12 protein-coding genes are annotated in these 15759 nt (G+C 55.0%); 6 read left to right on the top strand and 6 right to left on the bottom strand.

Annotated features, from left to right (window positions below; all coding sequences use genetic code 11):
• The first annotated feature begins 303 nt into the window (after window positions 1–303).
• From DBV39_RS02805 to DBV39_RS02780, 5 genes are all read left to right on the top strand, one after another.
• The gene (locus DBV39_RS02805) at window positions 304–2964 is read left to right on the top strand and encodes an EAL domain-containing protein (protein WP_159078761.1); all 2661 of its coding nucleotides are present in this window, start codon (window positions 304–306) and stop codon (window positions 2962–2964) included.
• 215 nt (window positions 2965–3179) lie between these two features.
• Window positions 3180–4157 (top strand): 2-hydroxyacid dehydrogenase, encoded by a 978-nt coding sequence (locus tag DBV39_RS02800; protein ID WP_108620263.1) that lies wholly within the window; start codon window positions 3180–3182, stop codon window positions 4155–4157.
• A 348-nt stretch (window positions 4158–4505) separates the two neighbouring features.
• On the top strand, window positions 4506–5858 hold the full coding sequence (purB, locus tag DBV39_RS02795; protein ID WP_108620262.1) for an adenylosuccinate lyase: 1353 nt from the start codon (window positions 4506–4508) through the stop codon (window positions 5856–5858).
• A 1538-nt stretch (window positions 5859–7396) separates the two neighbouring features.
• A complete protein-coding gene (locus DBV39_RS02785) occupies window positions 7397–9055 on the top strand; it encodes a sensor histidine kinase (RefSeq protein WP_108620260.1) in 1659 nt (552 codons plus the stop codon).
• A 159-nt stretch (window positions 9056–9214) separates the two neighbouring features.
• A complete protein-coding gene (locus DBV39_RS02780) occupies window positions 9215–10384 on the top strand; it encodes an EAL domain-containing response regulator (RefSeq protein ID WP_159078760.1) in 1170 nt (389 codons plus the stop codon).
• Between the two features lie 130 nt (window positions 10385–10514).
• On the opposite strand, the gene DBV39_RS02775 is transcribed toward DBV39_RS02780, so the two are convergent.
• The 6 genes from DBV39_RS02775 to DBV39_RS02750 all read right to left on the bottom strand — a co-directional run bounded on the left by DBV39_RS02775 (window position 10515) and on the right by DBV39_RS02750 (window position 14349).
• Window positions 10515–11240, bottom strand: a complete 726-nt coding sequence (locus DBV39_RS02775; protein WP_108620258.1) for a glutathione S-transferase family protein — start codon at window positions 11238–11240, stop codon at window positions 10515–10517.
• A gap of 60 nt (window positions 11241–11300) precedes the next feature.
• Window positions 11301–12287 (bottom strand): quinone oxidoreductase family protein, encoded by a 987-nt coding sequence (locus DBV39_RS02770; RefSeq protein ID WP_108620257.1) that lies wholly within the window; start codon window positions 12285–12287, stop codon window positions 11301–11303.
• Between the two features lie 15 nt (window positions 12288–12302).
• Window positions 12303–12575, bottom strand: a complete 273-nt coding sequence (locus tag DBV39_RS02765; RefSeq protein ID WP_108620256.1) for a hypothetical protein — start codon at window positions 12573–12575, stop codon at window positions 12303–12305.
• A gap of 104 nt (window positions 12576–12679) precedes the next feature.
• A complete protein-coding gene (locus DBV39_RS02760) occupies window positions 12680–13366 on the bottom strand; it encodes a GntR family transcriptional regulator (protein ID WP_108620255.1) in 687 nt (228 codons plus the stop codon).
• A gap of 24 nt (window positions 13367–13390) precedes the next feature.
• Window positions 13391–13771, bottom strand: coding sequence for a tripartite tricarboxylate transporter substrate-binding protein (locus DBV39_RS20540; RefSeq protein WP_159078759.1), 381 nt, complete (start codon window positions 13769–13771; stop codon window positions 13391–13393).
• Window positions 13711–14349 carry a Bug family tripartite tricarboxylate transporter substrate binding protein gene (locus DBV39_RS02750; RefSeq protein WP_159078758.1) on the bottom strand — a complete coding sequence of 213 codons (639 nt, stop codon included), beginning with the start codon at window positions 14347–14349 and terminating at the stop codon, window positions 13711–13713. Before DBV39_RS02750 ends, DBV39_RS20540 begins: the two co-directional genes overlap by 61 nt.
• A gap of 367 nt (window positions 14350–14716) precedes the next feature.
• On the opposite strand from DBV39_RS02750, the gene DBV39_RS02745 reads away from it, so the two are divergent.
• On the top strand, window positions 14717–15727 hold the full coding sequence (locus DBV39_RS02745; protein ID WP_159078757.1) for an isocitrate lyase/PEP mutase family protein: 1011 nt from the start codon (window positions 14717–14719) through the stop codon (window positions 15725–15727).
• The last annotated feature ends 32 nt before the right edge of the window (window positions 15728–15759 follow it).

Here is a 15759-nt window from a genome sequence, read left to right as displayed (position 1 = left end):
TCGCGCAAACACCCCCCATCGCAGACTGCTGTCGTCGTGCTTTCTCCTGTTATTGAACGGACCTGATGAGTTCATTTGATTTCACAAGGTTACAAACGCGGTTCGCTACCAGCCAAATACCAATTCTTTATGCCGCCATACAGCAACAGCATAGCAAGCGGGTTGATCACAAAATATTCTTCATTTTCACCGGGTTCTCAAGTAGCATTGAACGCGGTCCATTCCGGGCACCAGTTACCCATTTCGGTCACGCACTTCAGCCCTCATCACTGCCTCGGGACCAATGACCGAAAGGACAGGTTAGTGAAGATCTTTAACGGATTCATCAAGACATTCTGTGCGATCATGCTGGGCTGGGCCACCGTGGGTGATAGCCACGCCGACCGTGTCATTTCAGTTGGCGTACACCACAATCCGCCAAAGATTTTCATAGACGAAGATGGCACACCATCTGGCATCTTAGGGGAGTTACTCACCGAAATCGCCCGGGAGCGAGACTGGGACATCTCGGCCGTCAGTTGCCACTGGCAGGAGTGTCTGGATGCACTGGAATCAGGGCGTATCGACCTCATGCCCGATGTCGCACTGACTCCGCAGCGCGCGCAACGCTACGACTTTCATACCGTACCGAGCCATCACAGCTGGTCGCAACTGTTCGCTCGTCCCGGTATCGATGTTGATTCGATACTTGATCTGGACGGCTTGAGGGTAGCCGTGCTCGACGGGTCAGTGCAGCAGGAGTATCTTGCCTCCGCTCTGGACGGATTCGGGATCAAGGCCGAGCTCATCCCCTTTCGCAATTTCGAAAGTGCCCTGGCTGCCTTGGAACAAAGCAAGGCCGACCTTATCGCCACCAATCATCATTTTGGTGCGATGGCAACACAGCGCTCAGACATTGAACCCACCAACATTCTGTTTGATCCGGCACGTCTTTATTACGCCACGCCAAAAGGCCAGAATGCAGACTTGCTGACAGCGATTGACGAACATCTGTCAGACTGGCGGGCCGATACAGACTCTTTCTACTACGACAATCTGAAGCGATGGGCTGGTGGAACTGTCATTGAGGAAGTGCCTGATAATGTCTGGTGGGGACTTGGTGGCGCGACTTTGCTGTTGCTGATCACGCTGGCAATGGCATTGTTTCAGCGCAAGACACTGCGCGAACGAACCGCACAGATACGCACGACAGAAGCAAAGTTTGAAACCATCCTGAATTCAATTGACGCTGGCGTTTTTATCAAAGACAAGTCACTGGTCTATCAGTATGTCAACGACAATCTGTGCAAGCTGCTGGGCATGCCCGCCCAGCGCATCATCGGGCATACGGACAAGGAACTGTTCGATGAGCCCACTGCGAAGTTGCTCTCAGAGAGCGACATCGATCTGCTCGCGGAGAAAGAGCGTTTTTTCAGCAAAGAGGAATCTCTGCAGCAAGCCAACGGTACCCGCCTGGCGGTCTTCACTGTCAAGATGCCTTTGCTTGATGAGCACGGCAAGCCTTATTCCATCTACGGTGTGGCAACCGACCTGACCCGGGAACACGAGGTCGCCAGGCGCATGGACGAGCTCAGCCGGTTTGACAGCCTGACCTCGTTGCCCAACCGAAGCAGTTTCCTGAATGCACTTGAATCGGAGATGGCCATCATGCGCCAGGAATCTGGCGCGCTAGGACTGATTCTGGTCGATCTCGACAATTTCAAAAGCCTGAACGACACGCGCGGACATGCATACGGTGATTTGCTTTTGATTCAGGTCGCAAAGCGACTACGGACATTTTGTGGGCGGCATGGGAGTACATCGCAGGCTGCCAGACTATCTGGCGACACATTCGCCATTCTGATGCGTTTAAACGCGCCAGGTGCAACCCATGGAAACACCCAGCTGCGTGGTCTGGCCCAGCAGATCCTGGGCGCACTGACCGAGAACTATCTGCTGGATGACGTCAACTATCGTGCCAGTGCATCGATTGGTGCCGCGATGGTTCGCTCAGGAGGCGTGTCATCACAACGCGTGTTACGTCATGCAGAACTGGCGCTCTACGAAGCCAAATCCAGTGGCACCGGCGAAATCAGACTGTTCGAGATCTGGATGGAGCAAGCCGCTACTTTGCGCTCCCAACTCGAACACGAGCTGCATCAGGCGATCGAGAACAAGGAGTTCCGGGTGTTTTACCAGATCCAGGTCGACTCGAATCTGGCGCCTACCGGCGTCGAGGCACTGGTACGCTGGCAACATCCGACCCGTGGTCTGCTTGCACCGAGCGAGTTCATCGGGTTTGCGGAAAGCAGCGGCATGATCGTTGAAATCGGACTCCAGGTACTGGAAACCGCCTGTCGCCAGATCACGCAATGGCAGGACGCGCCGCAGACCCGGGAACTGGTTGTGGCAGTCAATGTCAGTGCCAAACAGTTGTACGCACCCAGCTTCGTGGACCAGCTCAAGCAGGTTCTTCGAACGACTCGCGCGAACCCGGCCTGCTTGGAGATCGAGATCACCGAGAGCCAGCTGATCGTGGATATGCAGGTCGCAATCCAGACCATGCAGGCGATACGCGCAATGGGCGTGCGAATCTCGCTTGACGACTTCGGAACAGGATTCTCTTCTCTTAGTCACTTGCGCCAGCTTCCGCTCGATCAACTCAAAATCGACCAGGCATTTGTGCGTGACCTGTCGCTCAATCCGAACGACGACGCCATTGTGCGCACGATTATCGAACTGGGCAACACACTCAAACTCGATGTAATCGCAGAAGGCGTTGAAACATGGGCGCAGCATGAGCGACTGGCCCAGATGGGATGCGAGCGTTATCAGGGATATCTGTTTGGACGTCCTTGCAGCGTCGAAGATCTGAACCTCGCCCCCGGCACCGTTCGCCATGAACGCGCCGGGCTCCATTACCAAACCGCCTATTCTTTATGTGAAACGCTTTATCAGAGCCGTTTGATGTCTATCCTGGCGTGATCGGACAAGCGCCGCGCCCTCGCGCGTTTTTTTATTGCCCCCTTGTGCCCTGTCGCCCTCGCCCCTCTGGCGGCCCTCTATTTCACAGACATTGAACTGACATGCTGACACCACCCCTTCCTGAGCGGTAGGATGGCAATCAGTCACATCGTTCTGACCAGACACCGTACAACCAGAGCAGAACAACCTCCCACCTGATATCGTTGCCTCCCGCCATGAACAGCACTCACAACCCCCGTCACTCTCAAGCTGAGTCTAGCTCCCCACCTACCCTCGTGTTCGCGAGTCCTCTGGATCGCTTTGATGACTGGAAACAGGCCCTTGGCCAGGCGATGCCGGAACTGAACGTCGTGCGCCACGGCGATGACATCGATCCACATTCCGTACGATACGCACTGGTCTGGAAGCCCGAAACCGGGTTCTTTGAAAAGTACCCTGAACTTGAGATGGTGATTAATCTGGGCGCAGGAGTGGATGCACTCGTCGGGCGTCAGGACCTGCCAGCGATTCCGATCACCCGGCTTGTCGATCCGGATATGAGCCAGATGATGGCCGGATTTGTCCTGTTTGCTGTCATGCGTTACGCCCGCCACATTCACTTGCATGAGCAATACCAAAGACTCGGGCAATGGCACTACATACATCCGAAGAATCCTGAGGACGTCCGGGTAACGGTACTTGGACTGGGTGAGCTCGGTACGCGGGCAGCAACAGAGATTGCCCGTCAGGGGTTCGATGTCTGGGGATGGTCGAGATCGGAAAAATCCGTGAAAGGCATCACCTGCCGACACGGCCTGGAAACCCTGCAAACCGTGCTCGGTCGCAGCGATATTCTGGTCATTCTGATGCCGTTGACCTCGGAGACTCATCACTTACTTAACGCACAACGACTTGATCAGCTACCGCAAGGCTGTTGTCTGATCAATGTGGCGCGTGGACAGATCATCGACGAAACCGCACTGACCGAGCGTCTGCAAAATGGTCAGATTGGTCATGCAACGCTCGATGTTTTTGAGAAAGAACCGCTGAGCCCGGACAGTCCGCTCTGGAAAATGGATAACGTGTTGATCACACCTCATCTGGCCTCAGTCGCACTGCCCAGGTCCGCCGCCAGACAAATCGCCCTGAATATTCGACGGGTGCAACAGAACCAGCCACCGTTACATCAGATCGAAGTCGGGCGCGGGTACTGATATCGAATGGATCGCACATGCTGCTGCGCGTGAATGCCGAGCAGCAGCAAGCGGGATCGCTCATTTTAAGCAGCCGCATTTAAAAACCGCATTTAAAAACCTCACTCACCAGAATCATCGGTCAGAACTCGCCACTGTGGATACCGCACTGGTGGCGCTGTATCCACCAGGCCCGCCATGTGTCTATGATTCCTTGCGTCATCCGCTGATCCAGGTTCGCCGCGATCGATTCGTCCGTCAAGGATCAAAGCCAGTCTGCAATGAATCCGGTTCAGTCAGGTGACAGACGTAACAGAGACAGCACACCGCATACAAACCACAATCAAAACTCAAAAGGGGAACCCACACATGTCCGCCTATGTCATTGACAGCGAACTATTCCGTGACCAGTTCGGCACGCAAGTCATGCGAGACATCTTCAGCGATCAGACCACCGTCCAGCGCTGGCTTGACGTCGAGGCCGCACTGGCCAAAGTCCAGAGTGACATGGGCATCATTCCTGAATCCGCTGCCCAGGAGATCATTCGCCAATCCAGAGTCGAGAACATTGACCTGGCAAAGCTCAAGGCCGAGATGGACCGCACCTCTCATCCGATCGTGCCGCTGCTTCGCGCGATGAAACAAGTGTGCTCAGGTGATGCCGGCGAATACATACACTGGGGTGCAACCACGCAGGACATCATGGATACGGGCACCATCTTGCAGGTGCGTGACGCGCTGGACGCCATCGAAAGCAGTTATCGCGAACTCTACGCTAACACGCGTGAACTGGCCCGGAAGTATCGTGACCAGGTGATGGTCGGACGCAGCCACGGACAACAGGCACTGCCGATCACCTTTGGCTTCAAGGCTGCCGGCTGGACGGAAGAGCTGCGAAGGAATTTCCAGCGGTTGCGCCAGATGCGCGAACGTGTACTTGTCGGGCAGTTCTCTGGCGCAGTAGGTACCCTGGCAGCACTCGGTGAATCCGGCGTCGAGGTTCAGGAAAGACTTTTCAAGGAACTCGGACTGGGATGCCCGGTCATCACCTGGCACACTTCACGCGACAGTATGGCCGAACTGATTTGTGTTATGGCGATTGCCTGCGGCACGGCTGGCAAGATTGCGCATGAGATATTCAGCCTCCAGAAGACTGAAACGGCCGAGCTGGAAGAACCGTTTGCCACCGGCAAAGTCGGCAGCAGCACGATGCCACACAAACGCAACCCACCGATCTGTGAGGGGGTCATCGCCGTCAATCGTATTGTCAAGTCCACGGTGACGCTCGCCATTGAAGGCATCGTCGCTGACCATGAGCGCGACAAGGTCGTGCTTCAGTCAGAGCGCGAGTACGTTGGCAAGGTGTTCAATCTTACCCATGCCGCCATCAAGAAAATGGCGTTCGTGACTGGCGGACTCAGCGTGCGCACGCAGAACATGGAACGCAACCTGTTCACCCAGCAGGGATTGTTGATGTCGGAGTCCGTGATGATGGGGCTAAGCGAGGCGTTAGGCCGTCAGGAAGCGCACGAGATTCTCTATCAGATCTGTATGCAGGTGTTCGAGAAGCAAACACCCCTGAAGGACGCGCTGATGCAGAATCACGAGATTGCAGAACGTCTGAGCGAATCCGAAATTGACCAGATGCTCTCACCACATGCTTACATCGGCCATGCGACAACATTTGTGGACAAGGTGCTGGCGCAGTCTCTTGACGAGTAAGCGCAGAATCTGAAGTGCTGTGTCCTGGCTGCTCATTGCGCCAGGATGGCAGCAGACAGTTGCGGACGGTTGCGGACGGTTGCAGAATGTTCTTTTACGATGCCTGCACCATCCGCAGAAATGCCTTGCGGACCTGATGTCTCACAACAGCAGGCAAGCCGGGGGCGTACTTTCCAGGGTCGGGTAGAACGCGTTCGGACTTATCCCCACGATCTGTGCATAACCCTTGGGACAAGCCGTTGGCAGACGCTGCAAGTGTCCGTTGCGCAAAGGATTTGAACAACCTGCCCAATTATTGCGATCAGGTGACAGCGCCTGAGCGATCAAGCTGCAAACACTGACCCGCTACGCATGACAACCCGAACAGACCGGGTTAATCCGTACTTTTTGACGGGCTGAGCAAGATCATGTAAAGAGCATCACGTCCATCCGCAAAGCTTCTAGACGTTCCATCCGTAGTTATCCCCATCATCTGTGCATAACCCTTGGGACAAGCCGTTGGCAGACGCTGCAAGTGTCCGTTGCACAAAGGATTTGAATAACCTGCCCAATTATTGCGATCAGGTGACAGCCCCTGAGCGATCAAGCTGCAAACACTGACCTGCTACGCATGAAAACCTGAGCAGACCGGGTTAACCCGTGCTTTTTGACGGGCTGAGCAAGATCATGTAGAGAGCATCACGTCCATCCGCAAAGCTTCTGGACGTTCCATCCGTAGTTATCCCCATCATCTGTGCATAACCCTTGGGACAAGCCGTTGGCAGGCGTTGCAAGTGTCTGTCGCACAATGGATATGAACAATCTGCCCAATTATTGCGATCAGATGACAGTAGCCGTATCAACAATGATCGGGCAGACCCACGGTGGGATCAAGGACCCGCATCGCCAGAGTTCATCCTGCGCACTACGCATCAGACTCTTTTCTGGGTGCCTCACTGGCTAGCAGTGAGATTGGCCGGCAGATTCCCGGTGAAGTTGGCGACCATGTCAGCGTATTCCTGTCCGGTCCGCGCAACTCGGTTCGTAGTTATCCCCATCATCTGTGCATAACCTTCTGGAAAATGGCTTGGCAACTGCGGCAATGCATTGATGTATCGACCAGTTCTCTGCCCTGGTCAAACTCTGCCATCCGCCGCTCCGTTTCAGAGCAGAAGCAGCAATGCGGCGGGATGGCAGGCACAAGCCGTTCTCTGACGCAGCAGGACCAGCAAACAAATTCGAGCAGTCACATCGTATCTGCAACCCGGGGCGATCACAAAATGTTGCCTGGACGAGACAGACACCGGTCAGCATCACTTCCAGAGTTGATCAGGTGCAAATTTGAGCATTTCACTCACAAAATCAACCCATAACCACATAAAATGAATTTGTTATTTTTTTCACTAAAATTCACATTTTTATTGATGCTCCATGCTCCTGCAGCCTCTTCCTGATCCGGTTTTTCCTCCAGACTCAGCCTTCAGGTATTTGACGAGTCCTATGGATCAGGCTTTAGCGCTTGAGAGCGTTCGCCCCATGCCATGGATTCCATCTGACACATGACACCTTCCTCGCCTCCTTCTTCCCGAGCGCGAACGCTGGCTTATCTGCTAGCCACAGCCCTTACAGTCGGGCTGTGGACCATCACGCTGTATCAATTGCACCTGGCCAGAGACATGCATATGCAGATGACTCAGCGCAATCTCGTATCAGTGACCCGCTCTCTTCACGCCCACGCTACCCGCACAATCCAGCTCGCAGATCAGGCTGCAATCTATATAAAGCGTGAGTTCCAGCGTCAGGCAATGGCCCTGGACCTGAACCAGATGGTCCAGGACAAGGCACTGACTGAAGACATCTTTACACTCTTTACGGTTGTCGATGCGAATGCAGATGTCGCGCTGTCAACTCGCTCCTTTGAACGCGTCAATCTGTCTGACCGGGAACACATCAAGGTGCATCTCGACCAGGACTCGGAGCAGCTCTACATCGGTAAGCCGGTGGTAGGCCGGGTATCTGGCAAAGCCTCGATCCAGTTCACACGACGCATCAATACAGATGAAGGAACATTCGGCGGTGTGGTCGTTGTCTCGATGGACCCCTATTACTTCACCGATGTCTATGGTTCTCTCAGCCTGAACGAGCAAAGCGTGATCAGCCTGACCCGCACCGACGGTCTGATCCTGGTTCGACGCACTGGATCTGACCAGGCCATAGGAGTCGATGTCTCGGATTCAGTCGTCTTTCAGACAATGATGAAAAATGGCCTGTCCGAGGGCATATTTGAAGCCTCCAGCGAGATTGACAAGGTCAATCGCATCTGGTCATACCAGATGCTTGACCGTATGCCACTTGTGGTCGCGGTCGGCGTGGATCTGGGGGAAGAACTGGCACCGTTTCACGAGATGCAGTCCCAGATCTACGTCCTTGCCACCCTGCTTTCTCTGGTCATCTACGGGTTTGCGTTTGTCGTAGGTCGGTTTGTCGACAAGATTCACGAAAGCAGGCAGGAGGCCGTTCAGGCCAACAGCGCCAAGTCCGAGTTTTTGTCAAATGTGTCGCACGAGCTTCGCACCCCGATCAATGGCATTCTCGGCTATGCCGAACTGCTCGAGATCCAGGAAACAAATCCGGAGAAAGCGGGATTTTTACGCAACATTCAGCAAAGCGGCTCGCACCTGCTCTCGCTGGTGAACTCAATCCTGGCACTGAACCGGATCGAGAAAGGCCAGATGGATCTGGCTCTCAAGGATGAGGATCTGAGACGTCTGCTTCAGGAGGCGATCGATTCCCACCAGCAAAGTGCACGCGCAAAAGGACTCAGCCTGACCCTGGAAGTCGCCCCGGACGTCCCACAAAAATACACCTGTGATCGAGTCAAGCTGCTACAGATTCTGCACAACCTGATTCATAACGCCATCAAGTTCACCCCCAAGGGTAGCGTGACTGTACTGGCGGGTACGGGACCTGGTGAGCTCATAATCCAGGTTCGCGACACAGGTCGAGGCATTTCTGAAGAACACCAGTCCACAGTGTTTGACCGATTCTTCCAGTCTAGTTCAAGTGGACATGAGCAGACAGAAGGATTTGGCCTGGGCCTGGCGATCGTCAGACAGCTTGTGCAGTTGATGCAGGGCCAGATTTCAATGGTATCCCGACCGGGAATCGGAACAACATTCACAGTGAATTTGCCATTGAGACCAGTCGCTCACGATTGAAACTGTTGCACCACCGTATAACCCGCATCGCCAGCCCTTCACGCCTGGTCAAGCCCCAGCAATGCCTGACTCTTTAACTCACACTCCCCCACAGCCATGTCTCTCATCCATACATACAATCCTCACGTACTCGTTCTGGAGGACAATGAGTTTCAGCGCATGGCTGCGGTCGCTGCACTTCGGTCCATTGGCGTGACTCGTATCACACAGGCCGCCAGTGCAGAAGAGGTGCTCACCTGTCTGAACAGCCAGCCAGGCTACTTTGATGCCACGATCTGCGACCTCAGACTAGAAGGCATGGATGGACTGGCGTTCCTGAAAATTGCAGCGGCTGACCGTCTCGGCACCATCGTGCTGACCTCGGCTCTGCCAGCCGATATATACCAATCCAGTTTGCGGGTCTTGCAACAGTCAGGGACCAGAATCGCTGGCTGCCTTCCCAAACCAATTGACACGACGGCACTCAAGCTGATGTTGCTCGACCCTCCGCGTAAGTCCGCACATACCCGGGGCTGCTCCGTCAGTGCACTGATGGAATCCACTAGCGTGACGCAGGAGTCCATTGTCGAGGGGCTGAAAAACCATGAGTTCATCACCTGTTTTCAGCCAAAAATCGATCTTCAGACGGATCAGTTCAGCGGGGCTGAAACCCTGGTTCGCTGGCAAACGCCTCAGTGGGGTCTTTTGCAGCCCGGCCAGTTTATCGATCAAGTGCAGGCTTACGGCCTGATGGATGCCCTGACATGTCAGGTTCTGGCGCAAGCCTGTGACCTCATCGTTGCCTGGCCCAGAGATCTGCCCTCCCTGCGTCTGAGCGTGAACATTTCCGCCACTTCCCTGCAAGACAGCGAGAACATCAATCGCTGGAGAGAAATTCTGGATTCTCGCTGGATTCTGCCATCACAGATCTTGCTCGAACTGACCGAAACAACGTTTGTTGCCAATGATCTCGAACTGCTGGAGGCGCTGACCCGGCTTCGTATTGCAGGATTTGGAGTTTCTCTGGATGATTTCGGAACAGGCTTCACGTCCTTGAAGCAGCTCAGAACCTTACCTGTGACTGAACTCAAGATTGACCGCTCCTTCATTCATGACGCGTCAACTCAGTCTCGTCCAGCCATTGTTCTGGATTCCATCATCAATGTGGCCAAGCGACTGCGCATCACCACAGTCGCCGAAGGCATTGAAACCATCGAAGATGCAACTTACCTGACGGACCTGGGGTGCAAGATCGGACAAGGCTACTACTTTTCTCGACCGCTTCCAGCAGACCGACTAATCCTGTGGCTCAGACAAAGACAGCGGGAACAGGACAGCAAACACGCCTGAGTCTATTGAGATGGTGCCAGGGAACATGCGCCATCTGAAGCCGGCACAGCCCCGCATTGCACGCAAAGTCGTCATGGATCCCGAGTCAGCCACTAGCCAAAGATTCGCCAACCACTGCCTGACATATGCTTTACGCCGTCATAAACGGGTCGATTCGGGCGCGCTCGAATGCTGGTCGAGCCTGGATGGCCGCCCACCACTTTGTGACTTTCGGATTCACAGCCTGGGTGACGGCAGATGGCGAAATCTCTTCACTGATGCGCGCAATGAACGGCACAACAGCGATGTCGGCAAGAGAATACGCTCCACCGATCAGCCAGCCTCCTGTCATCATCGATTCCATCTCCCGGACCAATGCTTCCAGATTTGACCGCGATTGAGCAAGCTCAGTCTCCGTGTAAGGATTTCGTGCAACACGTCGCCACGCTTCCCGGCGCTCTGGGCTCGGAATCCGGGCAATCATCTGCTCCAGTTCTTCATCACTCATCGACTCGGCCCGTTTCTGAATACGGTGCCGCCAGTTAAAGCGGATCAGATTGCCAATCAACCCATCGACATGACGCACCCAGTTACGCATCCTGGCCCGATCATACGGGTCTGAGGGGCATAGTGGGGGCTCTGGAAAGACCTCATCGATATACTCACAAATGGTCGCGCTTTCATGCAACGCACGTCCATCATGAATGATGGCGGGTATCACCCCGTTGGGATTGATCCGAAGGTACTCCGGACTATGCTGCTGCTGAGCAGCCAGATCAATCTCGTGAGACTCGTAAGTGAGGCCTTTCTCTTCCAGGAACAACCGGACTCGTCGCGACGCACTGGATGTCCAGCCGTGATAGAGCACGAGTGACATGACATCTCCTTGAAAATTTCTGTTGATTCAAACTTCGATCAAGACCACTCAGCGTGAAAATCAGGGCACAAGCACAACAGGTGCCGATAACTGCCTGGACTCGAGCTGACGGTGCGCTGTTGCGGCTTCTGCAAGGGGCAAACGAGCACCGATCGGAGTCTTCACAGTCCCGCTTGCGAGTACGTCAAAGAAAGCGCGGGCAGCCTGGGCAAGTTCATCCGGGTCACTGATCCAGCTGCGCAAGGTTGGACGGGTAACGATGATTGACTTTGAGTGCAAGAGCTGCAAGTCGAACTCCCCGACATTACCCGAGGCCGTTCCGTAACTGATCACCATCCCTCTGGGTTTGACACAGTCCAGGGACCCCCTGAAAGTTGCCTTACCAACCCCGTCATAGATCACGTCCGCTCCGCGGCCATCAGTCAGCTCCAGAACTCTGGTAACAAAATTCTCGGTCGAATAGTTGATCACAGCGTCATAACCATGTTGAAGCGCCATCTCGGCCTTGGCCTGACTACCAACCGTGCCAATCACACGCGCTCCGAGTCTGGCACTCCACTGCCCAAGCAGCAGACCCATACCACCCGCAGCAGCATGAACCAAAACGGTCGAACGCTCACTAACCGGATACAGGCGACATAGCAGATACTCTGCTGTGAGCCCCCGCAGCAGATAGCCACCCACGACATCATCTGCCACATGGTCAGGTATCTTCACGACCCTGCTGGCTGACACAAGGGTGTGCGTTGCATAGCTGTCTGGCGCAATGTAGCCAACGCGATCACCAGGTTTTAACCCGGCCACCGCCGCCCCGGTACTCTGCACGATGCCTGCTGCCGTTCGTCCAAGCGTAATGGGCATTTTGCGGGCGCTATGGGGACCACCATGATCGCCTTCACGTTCATAGATGTCCGCATAGTTCACACCAATGGAGGTGTTGCGCACCAGTACCTCCTGACTGGCTGGTGATTCAATGTTGATTTCTTTCAGTTGAAGGCGATCCGCACCGCCGTGCTGATCAATACGGATGGCGTGTGCCTTAATCATGCTTGTCTCACTTGTTCAGTACTTGTTCGGTATGGTTCGGTACGGTTTGGTACGGTTTGGCAAGAACGGGTGTACTGTGCCCGAAACAGAGAGCAAAGCCCACTGTTCTGGTGCCTCCAGTCTTATTGATGTCAATTGCAGCACACGGACTTGCTCAGTGCAGTTGACCGTTTCAATACGCTCAAGCAAAGCGGCAAGATCATCGGGACCGGGGCGATTTGCCTGGTCCGCACGCATCAGACATGTTGTGGCAAGCGCTCCTTCTAGTTTGAGCTCGGGAAGCCCCATACCAGTTTCCTTATCAGTTTGTTTTCTTCGATACTTTTACGACTCAAGTATCAGCTGACTGCCACGAGGATCTGGCAGGTTCGACATACAGAAAGAGAAAGGCATTATTGATCAAGCGCGTCCGTACTGGAGCGTAGCAATGCAATCATGGCGTCGCCTCCCCTGCTGATGTGCACCCGCATGCATGACTGGGCAAGCGAGGTCTCTCCTTGCTCAATTGCATGAACAATCTGCGAGTGCTCATCATGGGAGATATTCAAACGCCCTGGAACTTCGAAACTGCGATAACGATACGCTACCAGCAGACTACGCGAGTTCCGGATATGATCAGCTAGCACCGCGTTTCCTGCTGCCTGATGAATCGCCTCGTGAAGTCGCGTGTTGGCATCGCGATACCCCTGGATATCCTGCATCTCGGCGGCCTGGCCTCCTTCTGCGAGCGCGAGTCGCATGCGGTCAATGTCGGATTTCGTGGCTCTCTTCGCTGCGAGACCTGCAACCACGGCTTCGAGCTCGCAAATCGCCTCCAGCGCACTGACCAGCTCAGCCATACTCGCCTTGCGAACGTAAATACCGGAACGCGCAGCGATCGTCACCAGACCGCGAGCCGAGAGCGCAATCAAAGCCTCTCTGACAGGAGTACGTGAAGCGTTGAACGCTGCAGCGACGTCTTTCTCGTCAATCGTGCTTCCGGGTGGCCGTCTGCCACCCAGAATATCCGACTCGATCTGACTTCTTATCCGCTCCTGGAGGCTTGTCTGCCCACACTCAGTACTTGCCTCTCGCTTCACAAATCCTCCATCAGATACCTGGAATCACTTGGGCTTGGCACCGGTACTTTCCAGTCGTTCGAGCGCGAACTCGCCATTGCTCTTTGCCCACTGGTAGAACGCTTCGGAAGACTCCATTGGCGCAGCCTCATTTCCGGCCTTGACCATTCGTTCCTGAATCTCTTCGCTGCTGAGAATCTCGATCGATGCCTCGGCCAGTTTATCCCTGATCGCATCAGGCAGGCCGGCCGGACCGAACAAACCAAACCAGAAGCTGAACTCAAAGTCAGGCAGCCCCTGCTCAGCGATTGTCGGAACGTCTGGGGCAATTTTTGAGCGTTCGGCTGACGATATGCCCAGCATCTTCACTTTCCCGCCCAGGCCGAGCGGCAGCACAGATGCTGCCGTACCAAACGAGAAGTCCACATCCCCCGCCGCAACTGCCAGCAAGGCCGGGCTCCCCCTTTGTAGGGAACGTGCGTGAATTCGGTACCGATCGCGTTCTCAAGGACCAGCGATGACGTCTGAGGTGACCCACCTATCCCTGACGAGGAGTAAAACATCGTGCCGGGGTTTGCTTTCGCTTTCTCAAAAAACTCCGGGAAAGTATTGATGTCACTTTCCGCGCCAACGGCCAGAATCAGCGGAGACATAGAAAGGCGCATGATCGGTGTGAAATCATCCGGAGAGTATGAAACGTTGTAGACGTATTTATCGATCCCGTACAACGTGCCGCTGGCCATGCCCAGCGTGTAACCATCGGGATCGGCTTTTGCAATCGCAGCCGAGGAGATCGTGCTGCCTGCACCGGGACGGTTCTCGATCACGACAGGCTGACCCAGCTTGTCCGCAAGCGCCGCGCTGTAGATCCGCGCGACCGCGTCCGCTGCTCCACCCGGACTGTAGCCAATGATCAGCTTGATCGGACGCTCCGGATACTCGGCAATCGCTGCGCCTGAGATCAACAGACTTCCCGCCAGAACTGCAAGACACTTTAGTTTCATTTCCGTTCTCCTCCGGTTTCGCTCGTTGTAAACTGATATATCAGTTTTAATTGTTGATATATTTGGACACATGGATCTCCTTGTGTCAAGGATCGGATCGATCTCACGACAGCCACCGCGGCCAGATACAGGCTAGTCACCATACGGTCCGCAAAACTGGCATCACACCATGAAACGCACAATTAGTCATATGGCGCATCGTGCCTGTCTGGCACCCTGAACGGAATCAGACTGCGTCGATTCCCGTCCTCCCGGCAAGAGTCATAGCAGCGACTCCCACCATGAAAACTACCCTGTCTGATGAGCGCAACAGTGCGCCTGACTGATATGCTTGGCGGGTCTTCTCCTGATCATTGACAACCCTGACATGACTCGATCCAATCGCGACCAGCCGACTCTTTCCACGGAAACCTCACGAGCCCCGCAAGGCACGCAAGGTACGCAAAGCACACAAAGCACGCAAAGCACGCACCAGACCGAGGCAACCGGGCGTGTCATGCCAGGTGACGCCAGCGCGTATCAGGCACCCGATACGAGACGCACGCTCAGACAGATCCTGAGCGCTGATGAATGTCTGGTTGCCGCGTCGGTTTTCGATGCGGCATCGGCCAGACTGGCCCGGCATATCGGAGCCGAAGTTGGCGTTCTCGGCGGATCGGCGGCTGCTCAGGTTGTACTGGGTGTACCCGATATCGTGCTGCTGACAGCGAGCGACCTGGTCGAGCAATCCAGACGGATCTGTCGCACGGGATGCGTTCATTTGATTGTGGATGCGGATCACGGCTATGGAAATGCCTTGAACGTCATGCGCACCATCAGTGACCTGCAGGCGGCCGGTGTGGCGGCTACCTGTCTTGAAGACTCCCGACTTCCAAAAGAACACGGTTCAGGCCCGCAACAGGCGCTTGTCAGTATGGAGGAAGGTTGCCAGAAGATGCGGGCGGCCCTGCACGCCAGAGGGGATGGGCCCATGTTGATCCTGGGGCGAACCAACGCGATTGATTCAACGGGTATTGACGATGCGATTGCACGTCTGCAGGCCTATGAATCCGTGGGAGTCGATGCCTTGTTTGTCCCGTACCTGAAACAACGTGATGATCTGGAACGGATCGCCTCTGCGGTACGGTCGACTCTGGTCGTGGCCGGTGCACATGCCTCTCTGTTTGATCCGGCCTGGCTGGCACAAATGGGGGTCAGGGTATGGATGTGGGGACACCAGCCACTTGCTGTAGCAACTGCTGAGTTGCTACGGGCGATGCAGTCAGCGCAAAACGGGATGCCTGCTAGCGAGCTGCTCAACGAAGACGCCAGGCGTGCCAGCAAACTGGCAACCGCCAGCCAGGCGTACGAAGGTTTAACAGATCAGTTTCTACGTTGACACCCGGCGGGCCGCTACCTATAGTCCCCTTG

The organism is Orrella marina, from assembly GCF_003058465.1.
Lineage (GTDB): Bacteria > Pseudomonadota > Gammaproteobacteria > Burkholderiales > Burkholderiaceae_B > Algicoccus > Algicoccus marinus.
Note: the sequence above shows the minus strand (reverse complement) of the source record. Positions and strands in the feature narration are given on the sequence as shown.

Bases quoted from the DNA above. Each gene is read 5' to 3' on its own strand.
- DBV39_RS02745 (WP_159078757.1), top strand. From the start codon at position 14,717: ATGACTCGATCCAATCGCGACCAGCCGACTCTTTCCACGGAAACCTCA.
- DBV39_RS02775 (WP_108620258.1), bottom strand. From the start codon at position 11,240: ATGTCACTCGTGCTCTATCACGGCTGGACATCCAGTGCGTCGCGACGA.
- DBV39_RS02785 (WP_108620260.1), top strand. From the start codon at position 7,397: ATGACACCTTCCTCGCCTCCTTCTTCCCGAGCGCGAACGCTGGCTTAT.
- DBV39_RS02800 (WP_108620263.1), top strand. From the start codon at position 3,180: ATGAACAGCACTCACAACCCCCGTCACTCTCAAGCTGAGTCTAGCTCC.
- DBV39_RS02750 (WP_159078758.1), bottom strand. From the start codon at position 14,349: ATGAAACTAAAGTGTCTTGCAGTTCTGGCGGGAAGTCTGTTGATCTCA.
- DBV39_RS02765 (WP_108620256.1), bottom strand. From the start codon at position 12,575: ATGGGGCTTCCCGAGCTCAAACTAGAAGGAGCGCTTGCCACAACATGT.
- DBV39_RS02770 (WP_108620257.1), bottom strand. From the start codon at position 12,287: ATGATTAAGGCACACGCCATCCGTATTGATCAGCACGGCGGTGCGGAT.
- purB (WP_108620262.1), top strand. From the start codon at position 4,506: ATGTCCGCCTATGTCATTGACAGCGAACTATTCCGTGACCAGTTCGGC.
- DBV39_RS02780 (WP_159078760.1), top strand. From the start codon at position 9,215: ATGGCTGCGGTCGCTGCACTTCGGTCCATTGGCGTGACTCGTATCACA.